The sequence below is a fragment of the Methylobacterium sp. genome, from assembly GCF_028290105.1.
Classification (GTDB): Bacteria; Pseudomonadota; Alphaproteobacteria; order Rhizobiales; family Beijerinckiaceae; genus Methylobacterium.
The window spans coordinates 1-16325 of record NZ_JAQGKL010000015.1 but is presented as its reverse complement, the minus strand read 5'-3'; the positions used below and the strand labels follow the sequence as shown (position 1 = coordinate 16325).

Annotated in this window: 16 protein-coding genes and 1 pseudogene; 11 read left to right on the top strand and 6 right to left on the bottom strand. The window is 71.1% G+C overall.

Annotation, left to right across the window (positions count from 1 at the left end; all coding sequences use genetic code 11):
* The first annotated feature begins 157 nt into the window (after positions 1 to 157).
* Positions 158 to 2026, top strand: a complete 1869-nt coding sequence (locus JWQ05_RS01000) for an AsmA family protein (protein WP_299653074.1) — start codon at positions 158 to 160, stop codon at positions 2024 to 2026.
* Between the two features lie 10 nt (positions 2027 to 2036).
* Here JWQ05_RS01000 and JWQ05_RS00995 read toward each other — a convergent pair whose 3' ends face one another.
* From JWQ05_RS00995 to JWQ05_RS00980, 4 genes are read right to left on the bottom strand one after another with little or no spacing between them, the layout of a single operon-like run.
* Positions 2037 to 2810 carry an ABC transporter permease gene (locus JWQ05_RS00995; RefSeq protein ID WP_299653071.1) on the bottom strand — a complete coding sequence of 258 codons (774 nt, stop codon included), beginning with the start codon at positions 2808 to 2810 and terminating at the stop codon, positions 2037 to 2039.
* Complete coding sequence (locus tag JWQ05_RS00990) at positions 2807 to 3694, bottom strand: ABC transporter permease (protein WP_299653068.1); 888 nt, start codon at positions 3692 to 3694, stop codon at positions 2807 to 2809. Before JWQ05_RS00990 ends, JWQ05_RS00995 begins: the two co-directional genes overlap by 4 nt.
* 16 nt (positions 3695 to 3710) lie before the next feature.
* A complete protein-coding gene (locus tag JWQ05_RS00985) occupies positions 3711 to 4778 on the bottom strand; it encodes an ABC transporter ATP-binding protein (RefSeq protein ID WP_299653065.1) in 1068 nt (355 codons plus the stop codon).
* Positions 4779 to 4794: 16 nt separating this feature from the next.
* Entirely contained in the window at positions 4795 to 5502 is a 708-nt protein-coding gene (locus tag JWQ05_RS00980) for a Crp/Fnr family transcriptional regulator (RefSeq protein WP_299653062.1), read from the bottom strand.
* A gap of 151 nt (positions 5503 to 5653) precedes the next feature.
* On the opposite strand from JWQ05_RS00980, the gene JWQ05_RS00975 reads away from it, so the two are divergent.
* The 6 genes from JWQ05_RS00975 to JWQ05_RS00950 all read left to right on the top strand — a co-directional run bounded on the left by JWQ05_RS00975 (position 5654) and on the right by JWQ05_RS00950 (position 12717).
* Positions 5654 to 7528, top strand: a complete 1875-nt coding sequence (locus JWQ05_RS00975) for an ABC-F family ATP-binding cassette domain-containing protein (protein WP_299653059.1) — start codon at positions 5654 to 5656, stop codon at positions 7526 to 7528.
* 88 nt (positions 7529 to 7616) lie between these two features.
* Entirely contained in the window at positions 7617 to 8603 is a 987-nt protein-coding gene (locus JWQ05_RS00970; RefSeq protein WP_299653056.1) for an alpha/beta hydrolase, read from the top strand.
* A gap of 70 nt (positions 8604 to 8673) precedes the next feature.
* Positions 8674 to 9108: a heme-binding protein gene (locus JWQ05_RS00965; RefSeq protein WP_299653053.1), complete on the top strand. Its 435-nt coding sequence runs from the start codon at positions 8674 to 8676 to the stop codon at positions 9106 to 9108.
* A gap of 8 nt (positions 9109 to 9116) precedes the next feature.
* On the top strand, positions 9117 to 10718 hold the full coding sequence (locus JWQ05_RS00960; RefSeq protein WP_299653050.1) for a peptide ABC transporter substrate-binding protein: 1602 nt from the start codon (positions 9117 to 9119) through the stop codon (positions 10716 to 10718).
* Positions 10715 to 11638 (top strand): ABC transporter permease, encoded by a 924-nt coding sequence (locus tag JWQ05_RS00955; RefSeq protein WP_299653047.1) that lies wholly within the window; start codon positions 10715 to 10717, stop codon positions 11636 to 11638. Before JWQ05_RS00960 ends, JWQ05_RS00955 begins: the two co-directional genes overlap by 4 nt.
* On the top strand, positions 11635 to 12717 hold the full coding sequence (locus JWQ05_RS00950) for an ABC transporter permease (protein WP_299653044.1): 1083 nt from the start codon (positions 11635 to 11637) through the stop codon (positions 12715 to 12717). Before JWQ05_RS00955 ends, JWQ05_RS00950 begins: the two co-directional genes overlap by 4 nt.
* Positions 12718 to 12720: 3 nt before the next feature.
* Here JWQ05_RS00950 and JWQ05_RS00945 read toward each other — a convergent pair whose 3' ends face one another.
* Entirely contained in the window at positions 12721 to 13044 is a 324-nt protein-coding gene (locus tag JWQ05_RS00945; RefSeq protein WP_299653041.1) for a hypothetical protein, read from the bottom strand.
* A gap of 193 nt (positions 13045 to 13237) precedes the next feature.
* Between JWQ05_RS00945 and JWQ05_RS00940 the strand changes: the two genes are divergently transcribed.
* The gene (locus tag JWQ05_RS00940; protein WP_299653214.1) at positions 13238 to 14662 is read left to right on the top strand and encodes an MFS transporter; all 1425 of its coding nucleotides are present in this window, start codon (positions 13238 to 13240) and stop codon (positions 14660 to 14662) included.
* A gap of 102 nt (positions 14663 to 14764) precedes the next feature.
* Complete coding sequence (locus JWQ05_RS00935) at positions 14765 to 15067, top strand: hypothetical protein (protein WP_299653038.1); 303 nt, start codon at positions 14765 to 14767, stop codon at positions 15065 to 15067.
* 6 nt (positions 15068 to 15073) lie between these two features.
* On the opposite strand, the gene JWQ05_RS00930 is transcribed toward JWQ05_RS00935, so the two are convergent.
* The gene (locus JWQ05_RS00930; protein WP_299653035.1) at positions 15074 to 15562 is read right to left on the bottom strand and encodes a nucleoside deaminase; all 489 of its coding nucleotides are present in this window, start codon (positions 15560 to 15562) and stop codon (positions 15074 to 15076) included.
* Positions 15563 to 15721: 159 nt separating this feature from the next.
* On the opposite strand from JWQ05_RS00930, the gene JWQ05_RS00925 reads away from it, so the two are divergent.
* Both JWQ05_RS00925 and JWQ05_RS00920 read left to right on the top strand, forming a co-directional pair.
* Complete coding sequence (locus JWQ05_RS00925) at positions 15722 to 15925, top strand: CsbD family protein (RefSeq protein WP_299653032.1); 204 nt, start codon at positions 15722 to 15724, stop codon at positions 15923 to 15925.
* Positions 15926 to 16078: 153 nt separating this feature from the next.
* Positions 16079 to 16325: pseudogene (locus JWQ05_RS00920) on the top strand (hypothetical protein); the annotation flags it as partial.

The window sequence follows — 16325 nt, the reverse complement described above, 5'->3', positions numbered from 1 at the left end:
GGGCCCGGCCGGGTCGGGGAGACAAGCGCGCACGCAAGGGGTATCAGGAGGGCAATGGCCGGCTCATCCGTGCCTCGCGTCCCGTCCGACGCGACGCACATCGTCCTCGTTGACGATCGTGCGACCCATCGCGCGGGTGACCGCCGGATGGAGTGGAATGCCGCTGCGCCGCCTCGCAACGATCACCGGTCTCGGAGCCCTCACGGCGGGCCTTGCATGCGCCTGCCTGCCCTGGTCGGTGACGGCCCCGGGGCTGACGCGCTTCGTCGCCCGGGAGCTTGCGCAAGCCTACGGGGTGGCCATGCGGGCCGAGGGACCGGCCGAGATCACCCTGCTGCCACTCCCGCGCCTCGGCTTCGGCGGCGTTCGCCTCACCTCCGGCACGCCGGACGGCCCCGTCCTGGCGCAGGGCGGAACCCTCGCGCTTCAACTGAACCTGCTCGCCCTGCTCACCGGGCGCATCGACGTGAACACCCTCGCGCTCGACGGCGCGACGATCCAGCTGCCGGTGGACGCCGACGACGCGCGCTGGTCCGAGCCGGCCCGCCTGCTCGCGGCGCGCCTGGGGGCGGATGGCACCTCGCATCCACGCCGGGTCAGCCTGTCGCGGACCATCGCAGTCGGCAGCGACCCGCGCGACGGCAGCCCGCAGACCGCCCGCGACATCGATCTCTCCCTCTCGTGGCCACTCTGGAGCGCCCAGGCGGATCTCGCCGGCAGTTTCCTGTGGAACGACGCGCCCGCGCGCTTCACGCTCGGTGGCCTTCGGCTCGTCGACCTTCTCGACGGTGGCGCCACGCCCTTCTCGCTCGCCGCGAACTGGGCGGCGGGCAGCCTGACGGCCGAGGGTAACGGGCTCGTCCGCGACGGCGGCCTTCGGCTGACCGGACGGGGCACCTTCGAGACCCGGTCCCTGCCCGAGACCCTGGCCTGGGCGGGTGGCGCGGTGGCGCTGGCCCCCGTGGTCAAGGCCTTCGGGCTCGACGGCAGCTTCGATCTCGATGGGCGGCGCCTGATGCTGCCCAACGTGCGGGTCTCGTTCGGGGCCAATCTGCTGGAGGGCGCGGGTTCGGTCGCCTTCGACCGGGACAGGCCCGCCATCCAGGCGACGCTGGCCGCCGAATCCCTCAACCTGGCGCCCCTCGCCGCCGAGACCCTGCAAATGCTCGGCCTCGATGCGGCGGACGCGACGCGCGGCGTCGCGCTGGCGCCGCTCACGGCCGGCGACCTCGATCTGCGGCTGTCGACGGGCTCGGCACGGGTCGGACCGATGCTCGCCGAGGACGTGGCCGCCAGCGTCCTCGTGCGGAGCGGGAGCATCGAGGCGTCGCTCAATCGCGCCACCGTCGCGACGGGCACGCTGAAGGGTCGCCTCGCTCTGAATGCGTCGTCCGGCGACCCGATGGTCACCGAGATGAAGGCGCAGGGCGCCTTCGACGGCCTCGATCTCGGGGGCCTGCTCAGCGACCTGCGCCAGGAGAATTGGATGTTCGGACGGGTCCAGGGCCAGTTCATGGCACAGGGCACGGGCGCCACGACGGATCGGCTCCTGAACCACCTCGATGGGCATGCCGTGCTCGGTATCCAGGGCGGGACCCTCGTCGGCCTCGATCTCGCCGACGTCGCCTTGAGCCACAGGGTGCCGACCCAGCGCTCGGGCCGCACGGCGTTCGAGCGCGCGACCCTGAGCCTGCGTTTCGTCGATGGAGTCGGCGAGATCGCCGAGGGGGCGCTGGAGGGGCCGGCCCTGTCGGCGGCCTTGCGCGGCAGGGTCTTCCTGCCCGATCGCCGCTGCGAGGCTGTGATGGACATCGAGGCGCGGGCCGCGACGGCGGACGGGGCGCGGGCGACGCCGGCGCGGTTCCTGATCGGTGGGCCGCTCGACAATCTCGCGGTGCGCGCGTTGACGAACCAGACGGAGCCCGTGTCCCGCGGCGGCGCGATCCTGCCACCGAACGCCCTGCGGATGCCGGCCGGCGGTCCAGGCGCGCAGATCCCGACCTCCGCCCGCGCCTACGCCCCCTGAACCGGGCGCCTCAGACCGGATCGTTGCGGCCGGTCAACCACGACGCGGTCAACACGATGGCGGTGACGGCTGCGACGAGGAGCGTGGAGGCCGCATTGATCTCGGGATTCACCCCGAGGCGAACCTGGCTGTAGAGGCGCATCGGCAGAGTGGTCGCGCCGGGCCCGGAGACGAAGCTCGCGATCACGAGGTCGTCGAGGGACAGGGTGAAGGCGAGGAGGAAGCCCGCCGCCAGTGACGGGGCGATCAGCGGCAGGGTGACGGTCGCGAACACGCGGGCCGGGCCGGCGCCGAGATCGGACGCCGCGTCCTCCAGCGATCGGTCGAGGCCGCGCAGGCGCGCGCCGACGATCACCGCGACGAATCCGAGGCCCAGGGTCGCGTGCGCGATCACGATGGTGAGGATGCCGCGGTCGAGCCCGAGCCCGACGAAGAGCAGAAGCAGCGACAACCCGGTGATCACCTCGGGCATCACCAGCGGCGCGTAGACGAGCCCTGTGAAGGCGCGCCGGCCGGCAAAGAAACCGCTGCGGTCGAGGGCGAGGGCCGCCAGCGTACCGAGGATCGTCGCGATGGCAGCGGCGCAAAGGGCCACGAGGAACGAGACCCGGGCCGCGTCGAGCAGCGGCCCGTCGGCGAGGAGCACGCCGTACCAGCGGGTCGAGAACCCGCCCCAGACGGTGACCAGGGCGGAGGCGTTGAACGAATAGACCGCCAGCATCAGGATCGGCGCGTAGAGGAAGCCGAGACCGAGGATGAGGGCGGCGCGGTCGAGCGCTCTCATCGCGACGCCTCGCGGCCGTCTCGATCCGCCTCGCGAAAGAACAGCAGGGGACCGAGGACGAGGACCAGCACCAGGATCGCCACGGCGGAGGCCAGCGGCCAGTCGCGGTTGGAGAAGAACTCGCTCCAGAGCACGCGCCCGAGCATCAGTGTGTCGGACCCGCCGAGCAGGTCGGGGATGATGAACTCGCCTACCATCGGCACGAAGCAGAGGAGCGCGCCCGCCGCGAGCCCCGGGCGCGCCAGGGGCAGCGTCACGGACCAGAACGCCCGCACCGGCCCGGCCCCGAGGTCTGCGGCCGCCTCCGTCAGGCGGGGGTCGAGCTTTGCGAGCACGGCGTAGAGCGGCAGCACCATGAAGGGCAGGTAGGCGTAGGTGAGCCCGATCAGCACCGCGCCCTGCGTGTTCAGGATTTCGAGCGGCCGGGCGATCAGCCCGAGCTTCATCAGGGCAGCGCTGAGCAGGCCCTCGGGCTTCAGGATCGCGATCCAGGCGTAGATGCGGATGAGGAAGCTCGTCCAGAAGGGGACGATGACCAGGGCGAGCAGGATCGGCTGCATCCGGGCCGGCGCGCGCGCCATCGCGTGGGCGATGGGCGTGCCGATCAGCGCCAGGATCGCGGTGGCGATGGCGGCCAGCGTCAGCGAGGACAGGGCCGCGTCGCGGTAGAGCGCATCCTGGGCGAGGGTCTCGAAATTCGTGAAATCCAGGGCTTCGAGGAAGGAGCCCCAGCCCTCGAGCCCCGCGCTCCAGTCGAGCACCGGAAGGTAAGGGGGCTGGGCCGTGGCCGGTGCCGACAGGCTGATCTTCAGGGTGATGACCACCGGCAGCAGCACGAAGGCGCCCAGCCAGAGGAAGGGCAGCACAGGCAGGAACCGCTTCATCGCGGATCGCCTCCGCTCACGCGGGCATCGACCATGCCGCCTCCGGGCGATAGCTCAGGTGGACATCCGTCCCGGCCGGCATGGTTTTCGACCCCGCCGGTGCGCTGACGCGCCAGAGCCTGCCATCCGCGAGGCGCACCTGCGTGCGGACCCGGTCGCCGAGATAGGTCGTGTCGAGGACCTGCCCGGTCAGGCTCGAACTCGCCTGCCCCGGATCCTCGCTAACGGTCAGGCGCTCCGGGCGCAGGGCGATCACGCAGGCACCCTCAACCTGTCCCGCCGCGAGCAAGGGACCGCACGGCGTCTCGACGGTGGCGATCCCCGCGGCATCGCGCGCGAGCACGCGCCCCTCGATCAGGTTCACGTCGCCGAGGAGCCCGGCGACGAAGCGGTTCGCCGGGCGCTCGTACAGGGTGGCGGCATCGCCGATCTGCACGAGGCGGCCGCGATCCATGACGCCGATCCGGTCGGCGAGCGCCATGGCCTCGGCTGGGTCGTGGGTGACCACGATAAAGCTCGTGCCGAGGCGCCGCTGCAGGCCGCGCAGCTCGCCTTGCGTCTCCTCGCGCAAGGCTCGGTCGAGGGCGCCGAGCGGCTCGTCGAGGAGCAGCACTTGCGGCGAGCGGGCCAGCGCGCGGGCCAGCGCCACCCGCTGGCGCTGGCCGCCCGAGAGCGTGTCGGGCCGGCGCGCGCCGAACCCGTCGAGGCGCACCAGGCGCAGGAGTTCGTCGACCCGCTCTCCGCGCGCCGCCCGGCCGAGGCGGTTCAGCCCGTAGGCGATGTTGGCCGCGACGCTCATGTGCGGGAACAGGGCGTAGGACTGGAACATCATGTTCACCGGCCGCCGATGCGGCGGTTCGGCGGTGATGTCGCGGCCGTCGAGGCGGATCGTGCCCGAACTCGGCGTCTCGAAGCCGGCGATCAGGCGCAGCAACGTGCTCTTGCCGCAGCCCGAGGGCCCGAGCAGGCACAGGAATTGGCCAGCCGCCAGATCGAGGTTAAGGTCGGTCACCGCCGCATGGTCGCCGAAGCGCTTGCCGAGGCCGGCGCAGGTGAGCCGGCCCGGCGAGGTCGTCCGCGCCATCACGCGGGGACCCGCCTCAGTTGTCCTCGCGCAGGGCTTCGGCCACGCGCGCTTCGAGGAGGTCGGGACGCCGGATGACGAGGGCGCCGCGCGTGCGGTCGATCAGCCCGTCGGCGGCCATCACGGTGAACTCACGCGTCACCTGCTCGCGCCGGCAGCCGATCCGGGCGGCGAGCACGTGGTGATAGGGCGGCGGCGTCACCACCCGCTCGCCGTCGCCGCCGGCGCGCGGCACCGAGAGGCGCAGCAACTCGGCGTAGAGGCGGTGGCGCAGGTCGAGGAGCGCGTGCTCCATCAGGCGCGTGTTCAGTTCGCGCACGCGCTTGGCGAGCAGCCGGAACAGGCGGTCGGCGATGGCTTCCGAAGCGAAGATGATCTGCCGGAACACGGGGGCCGGCACCACGCAGACCTCGCCACGGGTGAGCGCCGTGACGTTGGCCGAGCGGCCGATGCCGTCCAGCGCCGCGAGCTCGCCGAAGAAGGCGCCGCCGCGCATCTCCCCGAGGATCACCTCCTTGCCGGATTGCGAGCGGTTCAGGATGCGGACTTCGCCCGAGGCCAGGAAATAGACGTCCGTGGAAACGTCGTCGTAATCGACCAGCACCTCGTTCTCGTCGAAGCGGCGCCAGTGGCAGCGCGTCTCGTAGGCAGACAGCTCGATCCCCGGCTCCTTGAAGAACGGGATGGTCGCCAGCCGTCCTGTGGTCACGCGTCTTGCCTCCATCAATGATCAAGCTTGATCGATACGCCGCACAACTCCTGGGTCAAGCCGCACACTGCTTTCGAACGCGGATAGGCGTGGATGCGCCGTCCGCGCCGATGCCGCCTCGGTCGCGACTCTTGCCAGTGAGGCCCCGTGCCCGCACAAGCCCGGCATGCTCCGCGTCAACGACCTCACCTACCGCATCGGCGAGCGCCTGATCCTCGACGGCGCCACCTTCGTCATTCCGGACCGGGCTCGCGTCGGGCTCGTCGGCCGCAACGGCGCGGGCAAGACCACCCTGTTCAAGGCGATCCTGGGCGAATTGCCCACCGAGGGCGGTACGGTCTCGATGCCCAAGGGCATGCGCATCGGCGCGGTGGCGCAGGAGGCCCCGGCCGGGCCCGAGACCCTTCACGCGGTGGTGCTCGCCGCCGATACCGAGCGCGCCCGCCTGATGGCGGAGGCGGAGACCGCCGATGGCCTGCGCCGGGCCGAGATCGAGACCCGGCTCGTCGACATCGAGGCGCATTCGGCCCCCGCCCGCGCGGCGGCGATCCTGCACGGCCTTGGCTTCGACGCGGAGGCGCAGGGGCGCCCCTGCTCGGACTTCTCCGGCGGCTGGCGCATGCGCGTGGCGCTGGCCGCCGTGCTGTTCTCCGAGCCCGATCTGCTGCTGCTCGACGAGCCCACCAACTACCTCGACATCGAGGGCACGATCTGGCTCTACGACTACCTCGAGCGCTATCCGCGCACGGCCGTGATCATCTCCCACGATCGCGACCTCCTCGACGAGTGCGTCGACCACATCCTGCACCTCGACCGCGGCAAGCTCAGCATCTACCGGGGCGGCTACACGAGTTTCGCCCGGCAGGTGGCCGAGAAGCGCGTGCTCCAGGCCAAGGCCAAGGTGAAGCAGGACGCCGAGCGCGCGCATCTCCAAAGCTTCGTCGATCGCTTCAAGGCCAAGGCCACGAAGGCGCGCCAGGCCCAGTCCCGCGTCAAGCGGCTCGCCAAGATGGAGATCATCGCCTCGGTGATCGAGGACGACGTGCCGGCCTTCCGCCTGCCGAGCCCGGAACGGCCGCTCTCGCCGCCCATCGTCGCGATGGAGCGGGTCCAGGCGGGCTACCCCGACCGCATCGTGCTCTCGGGCCTCAACCTCAGCCTCGCCCCCGACGACCGCGTCGCGCTGCTCGGCGCCAACGGCAACGGCAAGTCGACCTTCTGCAAGCTCATCGGCGGTCGTCTTCCCCCGCTCAGCGGCGAGATGCGTCGCTCGAACAAGATGGAGGTCGCCTACTTCGCCCAGCACCAGCTCGACGAACTGCGCCCGGCCGAGAGCGCCTACGCCCATGTCCGCGACCTGATGCCGGACGTGCCGGAATCGAAGGCGCGCGCGGCCGCCGCGCGCCTCGGCTTCTCGGGCACGAAGTCCGAGACGCCGGTCTCGCAACTGTCCGGCGGGGAGAAGGCCCGCCTGCTCATGGGCTTGGCCGCCTTCAAGGGGCCGCACCTGCTCATCCTCGACGAGCCCACCAACCACCTCGACATCGAGAGCCGCCAAGCCCTGGTGGAGGCGATCAACGACTACGAGGGCGCCGTCATCCTCGTGAGCCACGACCGCTTCCTGGTCGAGGCCTGCGCCGACCGGCTCTGGCTGGTCGCCAACGGCAGCGTGAAGGCCTTCGACGGTGACATGGACGATTACCGCCGCTTCGTCCTGGCCGGTCCTGAGCGGGAAGCGGAGAAGAGCGCCGCCGAGACCACCGGTGGCGCCAAGGCCGTGGAGCGACGCTCCAACGCCGACCGGCGCGTGGCGCTCGCCCCCTTGCGCAAGAAGCTGGAGGGCGTGGAGGCACGCATGAAGAAGCTCACCGACGCGATGGCCAAGATCGACGCGGCCTTGGCCGACGGCACCGCCTTCCAGGCCAACCCGGCCAAGGCCGGCGAACTCGCCAAGATGCGCTCGGACGCCGCCGCCGCCCTGGAGGCGGCCGAGGAGGAGTGGCTGGAACTGAGCGGGGAGATCGAGGGCGCCACGGCCTGAGACGGGGTCGGTCCAGCGATGGGCCGCGCGGGCAACAATCTCCGGAGCACAGGCGTTTCCGACGGAGCGCAACGTCAGGAAGGCCGCCATGCCCGATGCAACCCGCCGCACACGGCTCGGTCCCCTGCTGGCCCTGCTGCCTGTGGGTGCCGCCGGCGCCTGGCTGGCCTACAGCCGCTTCGGGATCGATCACCGGCGGCGCATGCCCCCCGCCCTGCCCGGCCGGCAGGAATGCCTCGGTGGCGAGGCCGGCGGACTCAGCTTCTACGGCGCGACCGAGGCCGAGGGCGTGCCCCTCCTGCTGATCCATTCCGTCAACGCGGCGGCCAACGCCTACGAGGTCCGCCCCCTCTACCGGCATTACGCCAAGTCCCGGCCGGTCTATGCCCTCGACCTGCCGGGCTTCGGCTTCTCGGAGCGCAGCGACCGGGTCTACACGCCGGAACTCATGACGGCGGCGATCCACGCCATGGTCGCGGAGATCCGGGACCGCCATGACGGCGTGCGCATCGACGCCGTGGCGCTCTCCCTCTCCGCCGAGTTCCTGGCCCGGGCCGCCCTGGAGCGGCGCGACGATTACCGCAGCCTCGGCCTGATCAGCCCGACCGGCTTCGACAGGCGCTACGAGCGCCGCAGCCCGAAGGGCAGCGACACCGCCCGGTCGGTCGTCGCGTATCCCCTCTGGGGCCGGGCCCTGTTCGACCTGCTCGTCAGCCGCCCGAGCATGCGCTTCTTCCTGCAGAAGACCTGGGGCTCCCCCGACATCGACGAGGGCCTGCTCGACTACGATCAGGTGTCGGCCCATCAGCCGGGCGCCGAGCACGCGCCGTTCTCGTTCCTCGCCGGCCACCTCTTCGCCACCGAGACCGGGCAGATCTATCCGCGCCTCGACCTGCCCGTCTGGATGGTCCACGGCACGCGGGGCGACTTCGTCGATTACCGGCACGCCGAGCGCTTCCGGGCTGCCCCGAACTGGACCATCGACGTGATGGAGACCGGCGCCTTCCCGCATTTCGAGCGCCTGTCCGAGGTCACGGCGCGCTACGACGCGTTCCTGGCTCGGCTCGATGCCTGAGCCCCTGGTCGCTCGCGCGCCGCCGGGTTAGTCGAGGGGCACGCCCGCTCGAAGAAAACCCGGAGCCCCGATGTCCGACCTCAGCCTCGCCGCCGCGCAGACCATCCTCGCCACCGCCCTGGAGACCGCCCGCGCGCACAACCTCAAGCCCCTGGCGGTGGTGGTCTACGACGCGCGCGGCGCCCTGAAGGCCATGGCGGCCGAGGATGGCACCTCCCTGCGCCGGGCCGAAGTCGCCATGGGCAAGGCCAACGGCTGCCTCGCCCTCGGCATCGGCGGGCGCGCCATCCACAAGCGCGCCGAGGAGCAGGCCTACTTCCTCGCCGCCGTCAGCCACCTCGTCGGCCCCGCCGCCCTGGTGCCGGTGCCGGGCGGCGTCCTCATCCGCCAGGGCGACGCGGTGATCGGCGCCGTCGGCATCTCGGGCGACACCTCCGACAACGACGAACTCTGCGCGCTGGCGGGCATCGAGGCGGCGGGGTTGACCCCGCAGACCGGCGCCTGAGCGGGACGATGCGCCCGCATCGACGGCAATGGCTGGTCGGCGGTGCGGCGCTCCTGGCAGCGGGTCGTGCGGGCACGGCGTCGGCCGCGCCCACCGATCTCTACCGGCGCGGGAACGACGCGGACCCCGAGACGCTCGATCCGCACAAATCCTCGACGGTCGCCGAGGCGCACATCCTGCGCGATCTCTACGAGGGGCTGCTGACCTACGACAACCGCGGCGCCATGATTCCGGGGGCGGCGACCCACTGGACGATCTCCGACGACGGCCTGACCTACGATTTCGCGCTGCGCGAGACCGGGCGCTGGTCGAACGGCGATCCCGTACTGGCCGGCGACTTCGTCTTCGCCCTCCGGCGCATCCTCAGCCCCGCGACGGCGGCGAAATACGCCGAGGTGCTGTTTCCGCTGAGGAACGCCCGCGCGGTGAACCAGGGTGCGCTGCCGGCCGAAGCCCTCGGCGTCGCGGCGCCCGAACTCCGCCGCCTCGTGCTGACCCTGGAGCAGCCGACCCCCTACTTCCTCGAATTGCTGACGCATCAGACCGCCCTGCCGGTCCACCCGGCCTCCGTCGCACGCTTCGGCGACGCCTTCGCGCGTCCGGGCAACAGCGTCACGAACGGTCCCTACCGGTTGCGGGACGTGGTGCCGAACGACCGCATCACGCTCGTGCGCAACCCGCATTTCCACGCGGCCGGGGACGTGACGATCCCGCAAGTCGCCTTCCTGCCGACGCCGGACCTGTCGAGCGCGGTCCGTCGCTACGCGGCCGGCGAGATCGACTCGCTGGCCGACCTGCCGGGCGACCAGATCGCCTCCCTCAAGGCGCGCTTCCCCGATCAGGTCGTGCTCGGGCCGTCCCTCGGCCTCTACGCGCTGGCGCTGAACACCCGAAAGGCGCCGTTCGACGATGTCCGGGTGCGCCGTGCCCTCTCCCTCGTGATCGACCGGGAGTTCCTGGCGCAGAAGCTCTGGGGCGAGACCATGGACCCCGCCTATTCGCTCTGCCCGCCCGGCCTCGACAATTACCGCACGCCGCCGGAGCTGCCGGGGCGCGACGCGCTGCCGATCGACCGCGAGGACGAGGCCCGCGCGCTGCTGGCCGCAGCCGGGTTCGGCGAAGGCAGGCGCCCCTTGCGCCTCGAATACCGCTTCAACGCCAGCGACAACAACCGCAACACCGCGCTCGCCATCGCCGACATGTGGCGCGGCATCGGCGTCGAGACCCGCTTCGTCTACACCGACGCCAAGACCCACTTCGCGTACCTGCGCGACGGCGGAAGTTTCGATGTGGCCCGCATGTCCTGGATCGCCGACTATTCCGACCCGCAGAACTTCCTGTTCCTGCTGGAGACCGGCAACGACGGGCTCAACCCCGGCCGCTTCAGCGACCCGGCCTACGATGCCCTGATGCGCCAGGCCGCCGCCGAGCGCGACCTCGCCCGGCGCGCCGATCTCCTGTTCGCGGCCGAGCGCATCATCGTCACCGACCTGCCCTGGATTCCGGTGATGCACACCCGCTCGAAGGCCCTGATCGCCCCGCGTCTGACCGGCTACCACCCGAACCTGCGCAACGCCGCGCCGACGCGCTTCCTCAGGCTGACCGCGTGATCCGCTTCGTGACGCGCCGCCTGCTGCAGGCGGTCCCCACCCTGTTCGCCGTGGTGACGCTGAGCTTCTTCCTCATCCGCCTCGCGCCCGGCGGCCCCTTCGATCTGGAACGGCCCCTGCCCCCGGCCGCGATGGCCAACCTCGCCCGGGTCTACGGTCTCGATCAGCCGCTCCCCGTGCAATACGCCCGCTATCTCGGCGCGCTGCTCACCGGCGATTTCGGGCCGTCCTTCTCGTTTCGCGACCTCACCGTCGCCGAGCTGTTCGCGCGCGGCCTGCCCGTGTCGATGACGCTGGGCGCCCTCGCGCTCGGACTGGCCCTGGTGCTCGGCATCGGCCTCGGTGCGCTGGCGGCCTTCCGGCGGGGTGGTGCCGTCGACCGCCTCGTCGGTGTCACGGCGGGTCTCACCCTGGCGGTGCCGACCTTCGTGGTGGCGCCGCTGCTGCAGATCGTGTTCGGCTTGAGCCTGCGCTGGCTGCCCGTGGGAAGCTGGGAGGGCGGCGCGCCCGCCCATCTGGTGCTCCCCGTCGTCACCCTCGCCCTGCCCCAGGTCGGGGCGCTCGCGCGGCTCACCCGCGCCGCGCTGGCGGAGGTGCTCGCCGCTCAACCCATCCGCACTCAGCGCGCCATGGGCCTGCCGCCCCACCGGATCGCCCGGCACGCCCTGCGGGCCGCGCTGCTGCCCGTGGTCGCGATCCTCGGGCCCACCGCTGCCGCCCTCCTCACGGGGTCGGTCGTCGTCGAGACCATCTTCGGCCTGCCCGGCATCGGCCGCTACTTCGTCGATGGCGCGCTGAACCGCGACTACACACTGGTCATGGGCACGGTGATCCTCGTGGCGCTGTTCGTGATCGCCCTCAACATCGTGGCCGACCTCCTCTCGGGGCTCCTCGACCCGCGCCTGCGGGCGGCGCGGTGAGGCGCGCGCTCCTTCGCCTCGCCCGCAACCGTATGGCCCTCGCGGCACTGTCCGTGCTCGCGGCGATCACCCTGGCCTGCCTCGTCGGACCCTTCCTCACGGGCCACGATCCGACGCGGATCTATCCTGATCTCGTGCGCACGGCCCCGTCGCTGGCGCCCCACCCCCGCCCCGAGGCGATCGGACCGGCGATCGAGCGGCTCGCCTTCCGCATGCGGGTGACACCGGACTCCGTTCGGGCCGAGGGTTCGACCCTGCACCTCGTGCTCACGGCCGCCCAGCCGATCAACGAACGTAGCCTGAGCTACCTGCCCCGCTCCGACCTGTTCGGCGCCGCCACGATCGTGGCGCGCGAGGCCGGGGGGCGGCGCCTCGTGGTCGAGGCGCCTATACGCCAGCTGTATTTTCCCCTCGGCACCGATGTTCTCGGGCGCGACCTCCTCAGCCGCAGCCTCGTGGCGGGCCGCGTCTCCCTCCTCATCGGCCTCGTCGCCACCGGCGTCTCCCTGCTGATCGGGATGCTCTACGGGGCGCTCGCCGGCTATCTCGGCGGGCGGGTGGACGCGGTGATGATGCGCGTGGTCGACGTCCTCTACGCCCTGCCCTTCGTGTTCTTCGTCATCATGCTGCTGGTGTTCTTCCGCGCCGGGATCGGGCTGATCCTGGTGGCCATCGGGGCGGTCGAATGGCTCGACATGGCCCGCATCGTCCGGGCGCAGACCCTGTCTCTGCGCCACCGCGACTTCGTGCGCGCGGCGGAAGCGCTCGGCCTCTCGACCTTCGCGATCCTGCGGCGGCACATCCTGCCCAACACGCTCGGCCCCGTCACCGTGGCGGCGACCCTGCTGGTGCCGAAGGTCATCCTCCTCGAGAGCTTCCTGTCCTTCCTCGGCCTCGGCGTGCAGGAACCGGCGACGAGCTGGGGGGCACTGATCGCGGAGGGCTCGCGCGCCATCGAATCGGCTCCCTGGATGCTCGCCGCCCCGGCGGGCTTCCTGGTGGCGACCCTGGTGGCGCTCAACCTCCTGGGCGACGGCCTCGCCGATGCCCTCGACCCGCGCCTGTCGGAGGCGCGCTGAGGCTCAGCGCTGGGTGGTCAGCCCGGGATAGACCACCCGGACCATGCGCCGCTCGTCCGGGATCTCGACCCCTGACGTGACCCGCGCCTCCGGCGGATGGATCGAGCCCGTCGTCCCGATATCGCTCGGGCGCAGGCGCCAGGGGTCGTGACCGTGTCCGCTCGACGCGGTCCGCGCCTCGGCCTCGGGCACCAGATCCCGGATCGCGCCGATGAGGGCCGGTACCTGCAGGAGCCCCAGGACCGTGCAGGTGAGCAGGGCCGAGGTGCCGACGCTCACCGCGAGGGCGCGGGCGAGGGAGGGTTGGGAAACGGTGAGGCGTGGCATCGCGGCGTCCGGCAATCGAACGCGCAGTCGAGCGCAGATCGCTTAACCGACGGGCAAAGCTTGGCGGAACCCCCGGCGCGTGCGCGGGATTGCCAACAACTGTCGCGTGGCACGGTTAACGAGGATTTCGATGGCAACCAGGGCCTTGGCGAATGGCGGCGCGGCGGCGGGAGCCACGCCGGAGCGGGTGCCGATGGGTACGGTGATCGAGACCGACATCGCGGCCCGGCTCGACCGCCTGCCCTGGGGGCGCTTCCACGTCCTCGTCATCGTGGCGCTCGGCATCACCTGGGTGCTCGACGGCCTGGAGGTGACTTTGGCCGGCTCCCTCGTCGGGGCGCTGCGGGCCGAGCCCATGAGCTTCACGGAGTTCGACATCGGACTGGCGGCGAGTTCCTATCTCGTCGGTGCCGTGGTGGGCGCGCTGGGCTTCGGCTGGCTCACCGACCGCATCGGCCGCAAGAAGCTCTTCTTCATCACCCTGGCGCTCTATCTCGCGGCCACCGCCGCCACCGGGCTCTCCTGGAACATCTACAGCTTCTGCATCTTCCGCTTCCTCACCGGTGCGGGCATCGGCGGCGAGTACACCGCCATCAACTCGACGATCCAGGAACTCGTCCCCGCCCGGGTGCGCGGCTGGACCGACCTCGTCATCAACGGCTCGTTCTGGATCGGGGCGGCGCTCGGCTCGTTCCTCTCCATCGCCGTCCTACGCCCGGGCATGATCGACCCGGCCTGGGGCTGGCGCATCGCCTTCTTCGTCGGCGGCGGCATCGGCCTCGTCATCCTGCTGCTGAGGACCTGGATTCCCGAGAGCCCGCGCTGGCTCGCCACCCACGGCTACGTCGCCGAGGCCGACCGGGTCGTCAGCGGCATCGAGAAGCGCTTCACCGACGAGGGCCACACTCTGCCGCCCGTGGACGCGGCCAAGCGCATGAAGCTGCGGACCCGCAGCCACACGCCCCTCAAGGAGGTGTTCGGCACCATGCTGGTCGGACACCGGCGCCAGACCTTCGTGGGCCTCGCCCTCATGATCGCGCAGGCGTTCTTCTACAACGCCCTGTTCTTCACCTACGCCCTGGTGCTGCAGCGCTTCTACAACGTGCCCGGCGACCATGTCGGCTGGTACCTGCTGCCCTTCGCGCTCGGTTCGTTCCTCGGTCCCCTGCTCCTGGGGCGCCTCTTCGATACGGTCGGGCGCCGGCCGATGATCGCCTTCACCTACGGCATCTCGGCGATCCTGCTCACCGTCACCGGCTACCTGTTCAAGATCGACGTCTTCGGCCCCGTTGGCCAGACGGCGGCCTGGATGGTGGTGTTCTTCTTCGCCTCGGCGGCCGCGAGCGCCGCCTACCTGACGGTGGCGGAGACCTTTCCGCTCGAGATCCGGGCGCTGGCCATCGCGGTGTTCTACGCCCTCGGTACCGGCATCGGCGGCGTCTCCGGCCCGCTCCTCTTCGGTGCCCTGGTGGAGACCGGCTCCCGCGACAACGTGCTGATCGGCTACCTCGTCGGCGCGGCGCTGATGGCGGTCGCGGCCGTGGTCGGTGGCGTGTTCGGGACGGCGGCCGAGGGCAAGTCGCTGGAGGACGTGTCGAAACCCCTGGCCTCGGCCTGACGCGGGCCTCCACCTCAAAGCCGGCAACGCGTGAAACCAGCGGCGCCCGCACATGTTGGTTTTGCGCTGATGCATTCAGGCTCTCACCACGGAGACGACGTCATGCGGATCACCACCGCGCTCGCGCTCATCCTGGCCTGCACCGCCACGGCGCTGGCCCAGGGCAACGCCCCGGCCGAAATCCGGCAGCCCGGCCCGCCGCGCATGACGCAGCCCGGCGTCACCGGGGCGCCGGTGGTCAAGCCCGGCGGGGTCGACAATGGCGGCCCCGGTTCCATCGGCACCGTGGCCCCCGGCGCGACCGGAGCGTCGAGCGTCTCGAACAATTCCGGTGCGTCCGGGAACGCCGAGCAGAACCAGAAGCCGATCGGCAACACCGGCGGGGGTGGCGGCGGCGGAAGCTGAGCCGCGCTAGGCGCCTCGGCGCTCGGCGAAGAACGCGCGCAACAGGCCGGCGGCTTCCGCTTCCCGGAAGCCGCCATAGACCTCCGGTGCATGATGGCAGGTTGGCTGGTTGAACAGACGCGGGCCGTGCTCCACGGCGCCGCCCTTGGGGTCGGACGCGGCAAAGTACAGGCGCCGGATGCGCGCGAACGAAATCGCGCCCGCGCACATCGCGCAGGGTTCGAGGGTGACGTAGAGATCGCATCCGCTGAGACGCTCGTCGTCCAGCGCCCGGCAGGCGTCCCGGATCGCCAGGATCTCCGCGTGCGCCGTGGGATCGCGCAGGGCGAGCGGACGATTGTGCGCCACCGCGATCACGGCTCCGTCCTTCACGATGGCCGCTCCGACCGGCACCTCGCCCTCTGCCGCCGCCCTGCGCGCCGCATCGAAGGCGAGGCTCAGGGGATCGATCGGTTCGGGCTGTGACGAATGCTGGATTGGCGTCGATGCGGACATGCGCGATTCCCTAGCGCGTCGGCCGCCACGCACAAACCGAGGCGGTTTGTTTCCGAGATGTTAATCCACGGAACATCCTCGCGGCGTGGCCGTTGGAAAGGCCGACGCGGATCGATCATTCGTTAAGTCGGCCGCAAAACCGAAGACGAGGAGCGCACGATGAGCAGCACCACCGACAAGATCAAGGGTCTCGCCAACGAGGCCGTCGGCAACGTCAAGCAGGGCATCGGCAACGCCACGGACAACGACAAGCTCAAGGCCGAAGGCAAGGCGCAGGAGCTGAAGGGCGAAGCCCAGAAGACCGTTGGCGACGCCAAGGACGGCATCAAGAGCGCCGCCGACACGGTCAAGAGCAAGCTCTGAACGGACGGCCTTCCGGCCCCTGGACGGTTCCGAGAATGATGGAAAAGGCGGCGCGAGCCGCCTTTTCGCGTGTCCGGGACCTGCGGCGACGCTCCGCGACCCTTGCGCGCGGGGTCACTCGCAACACGGCGCCGGCTCTGTTATGGGGCTGGAATGACCGACAAGACCGACGACACGATGGGCGGGGCCGAGGACGCGCCTGCGAAGAAATCCCGTTCGAAGGCCAAGGCGCCTCCGAAGGTCCCGGCCTCCGCGCCGGACAACGGCGAGACGGCCGTCGCGCCTGAGGCCGAAGCCCCGAAAGTGAAGGGTTCGAAGGCCAAAGCCTCGAAGGCCGAAGCCAATAAGGCCGAGGTCGCCGAGTCCGAAGTCGCTCAGGCCGAGGTCGTGAAGGCCAAAC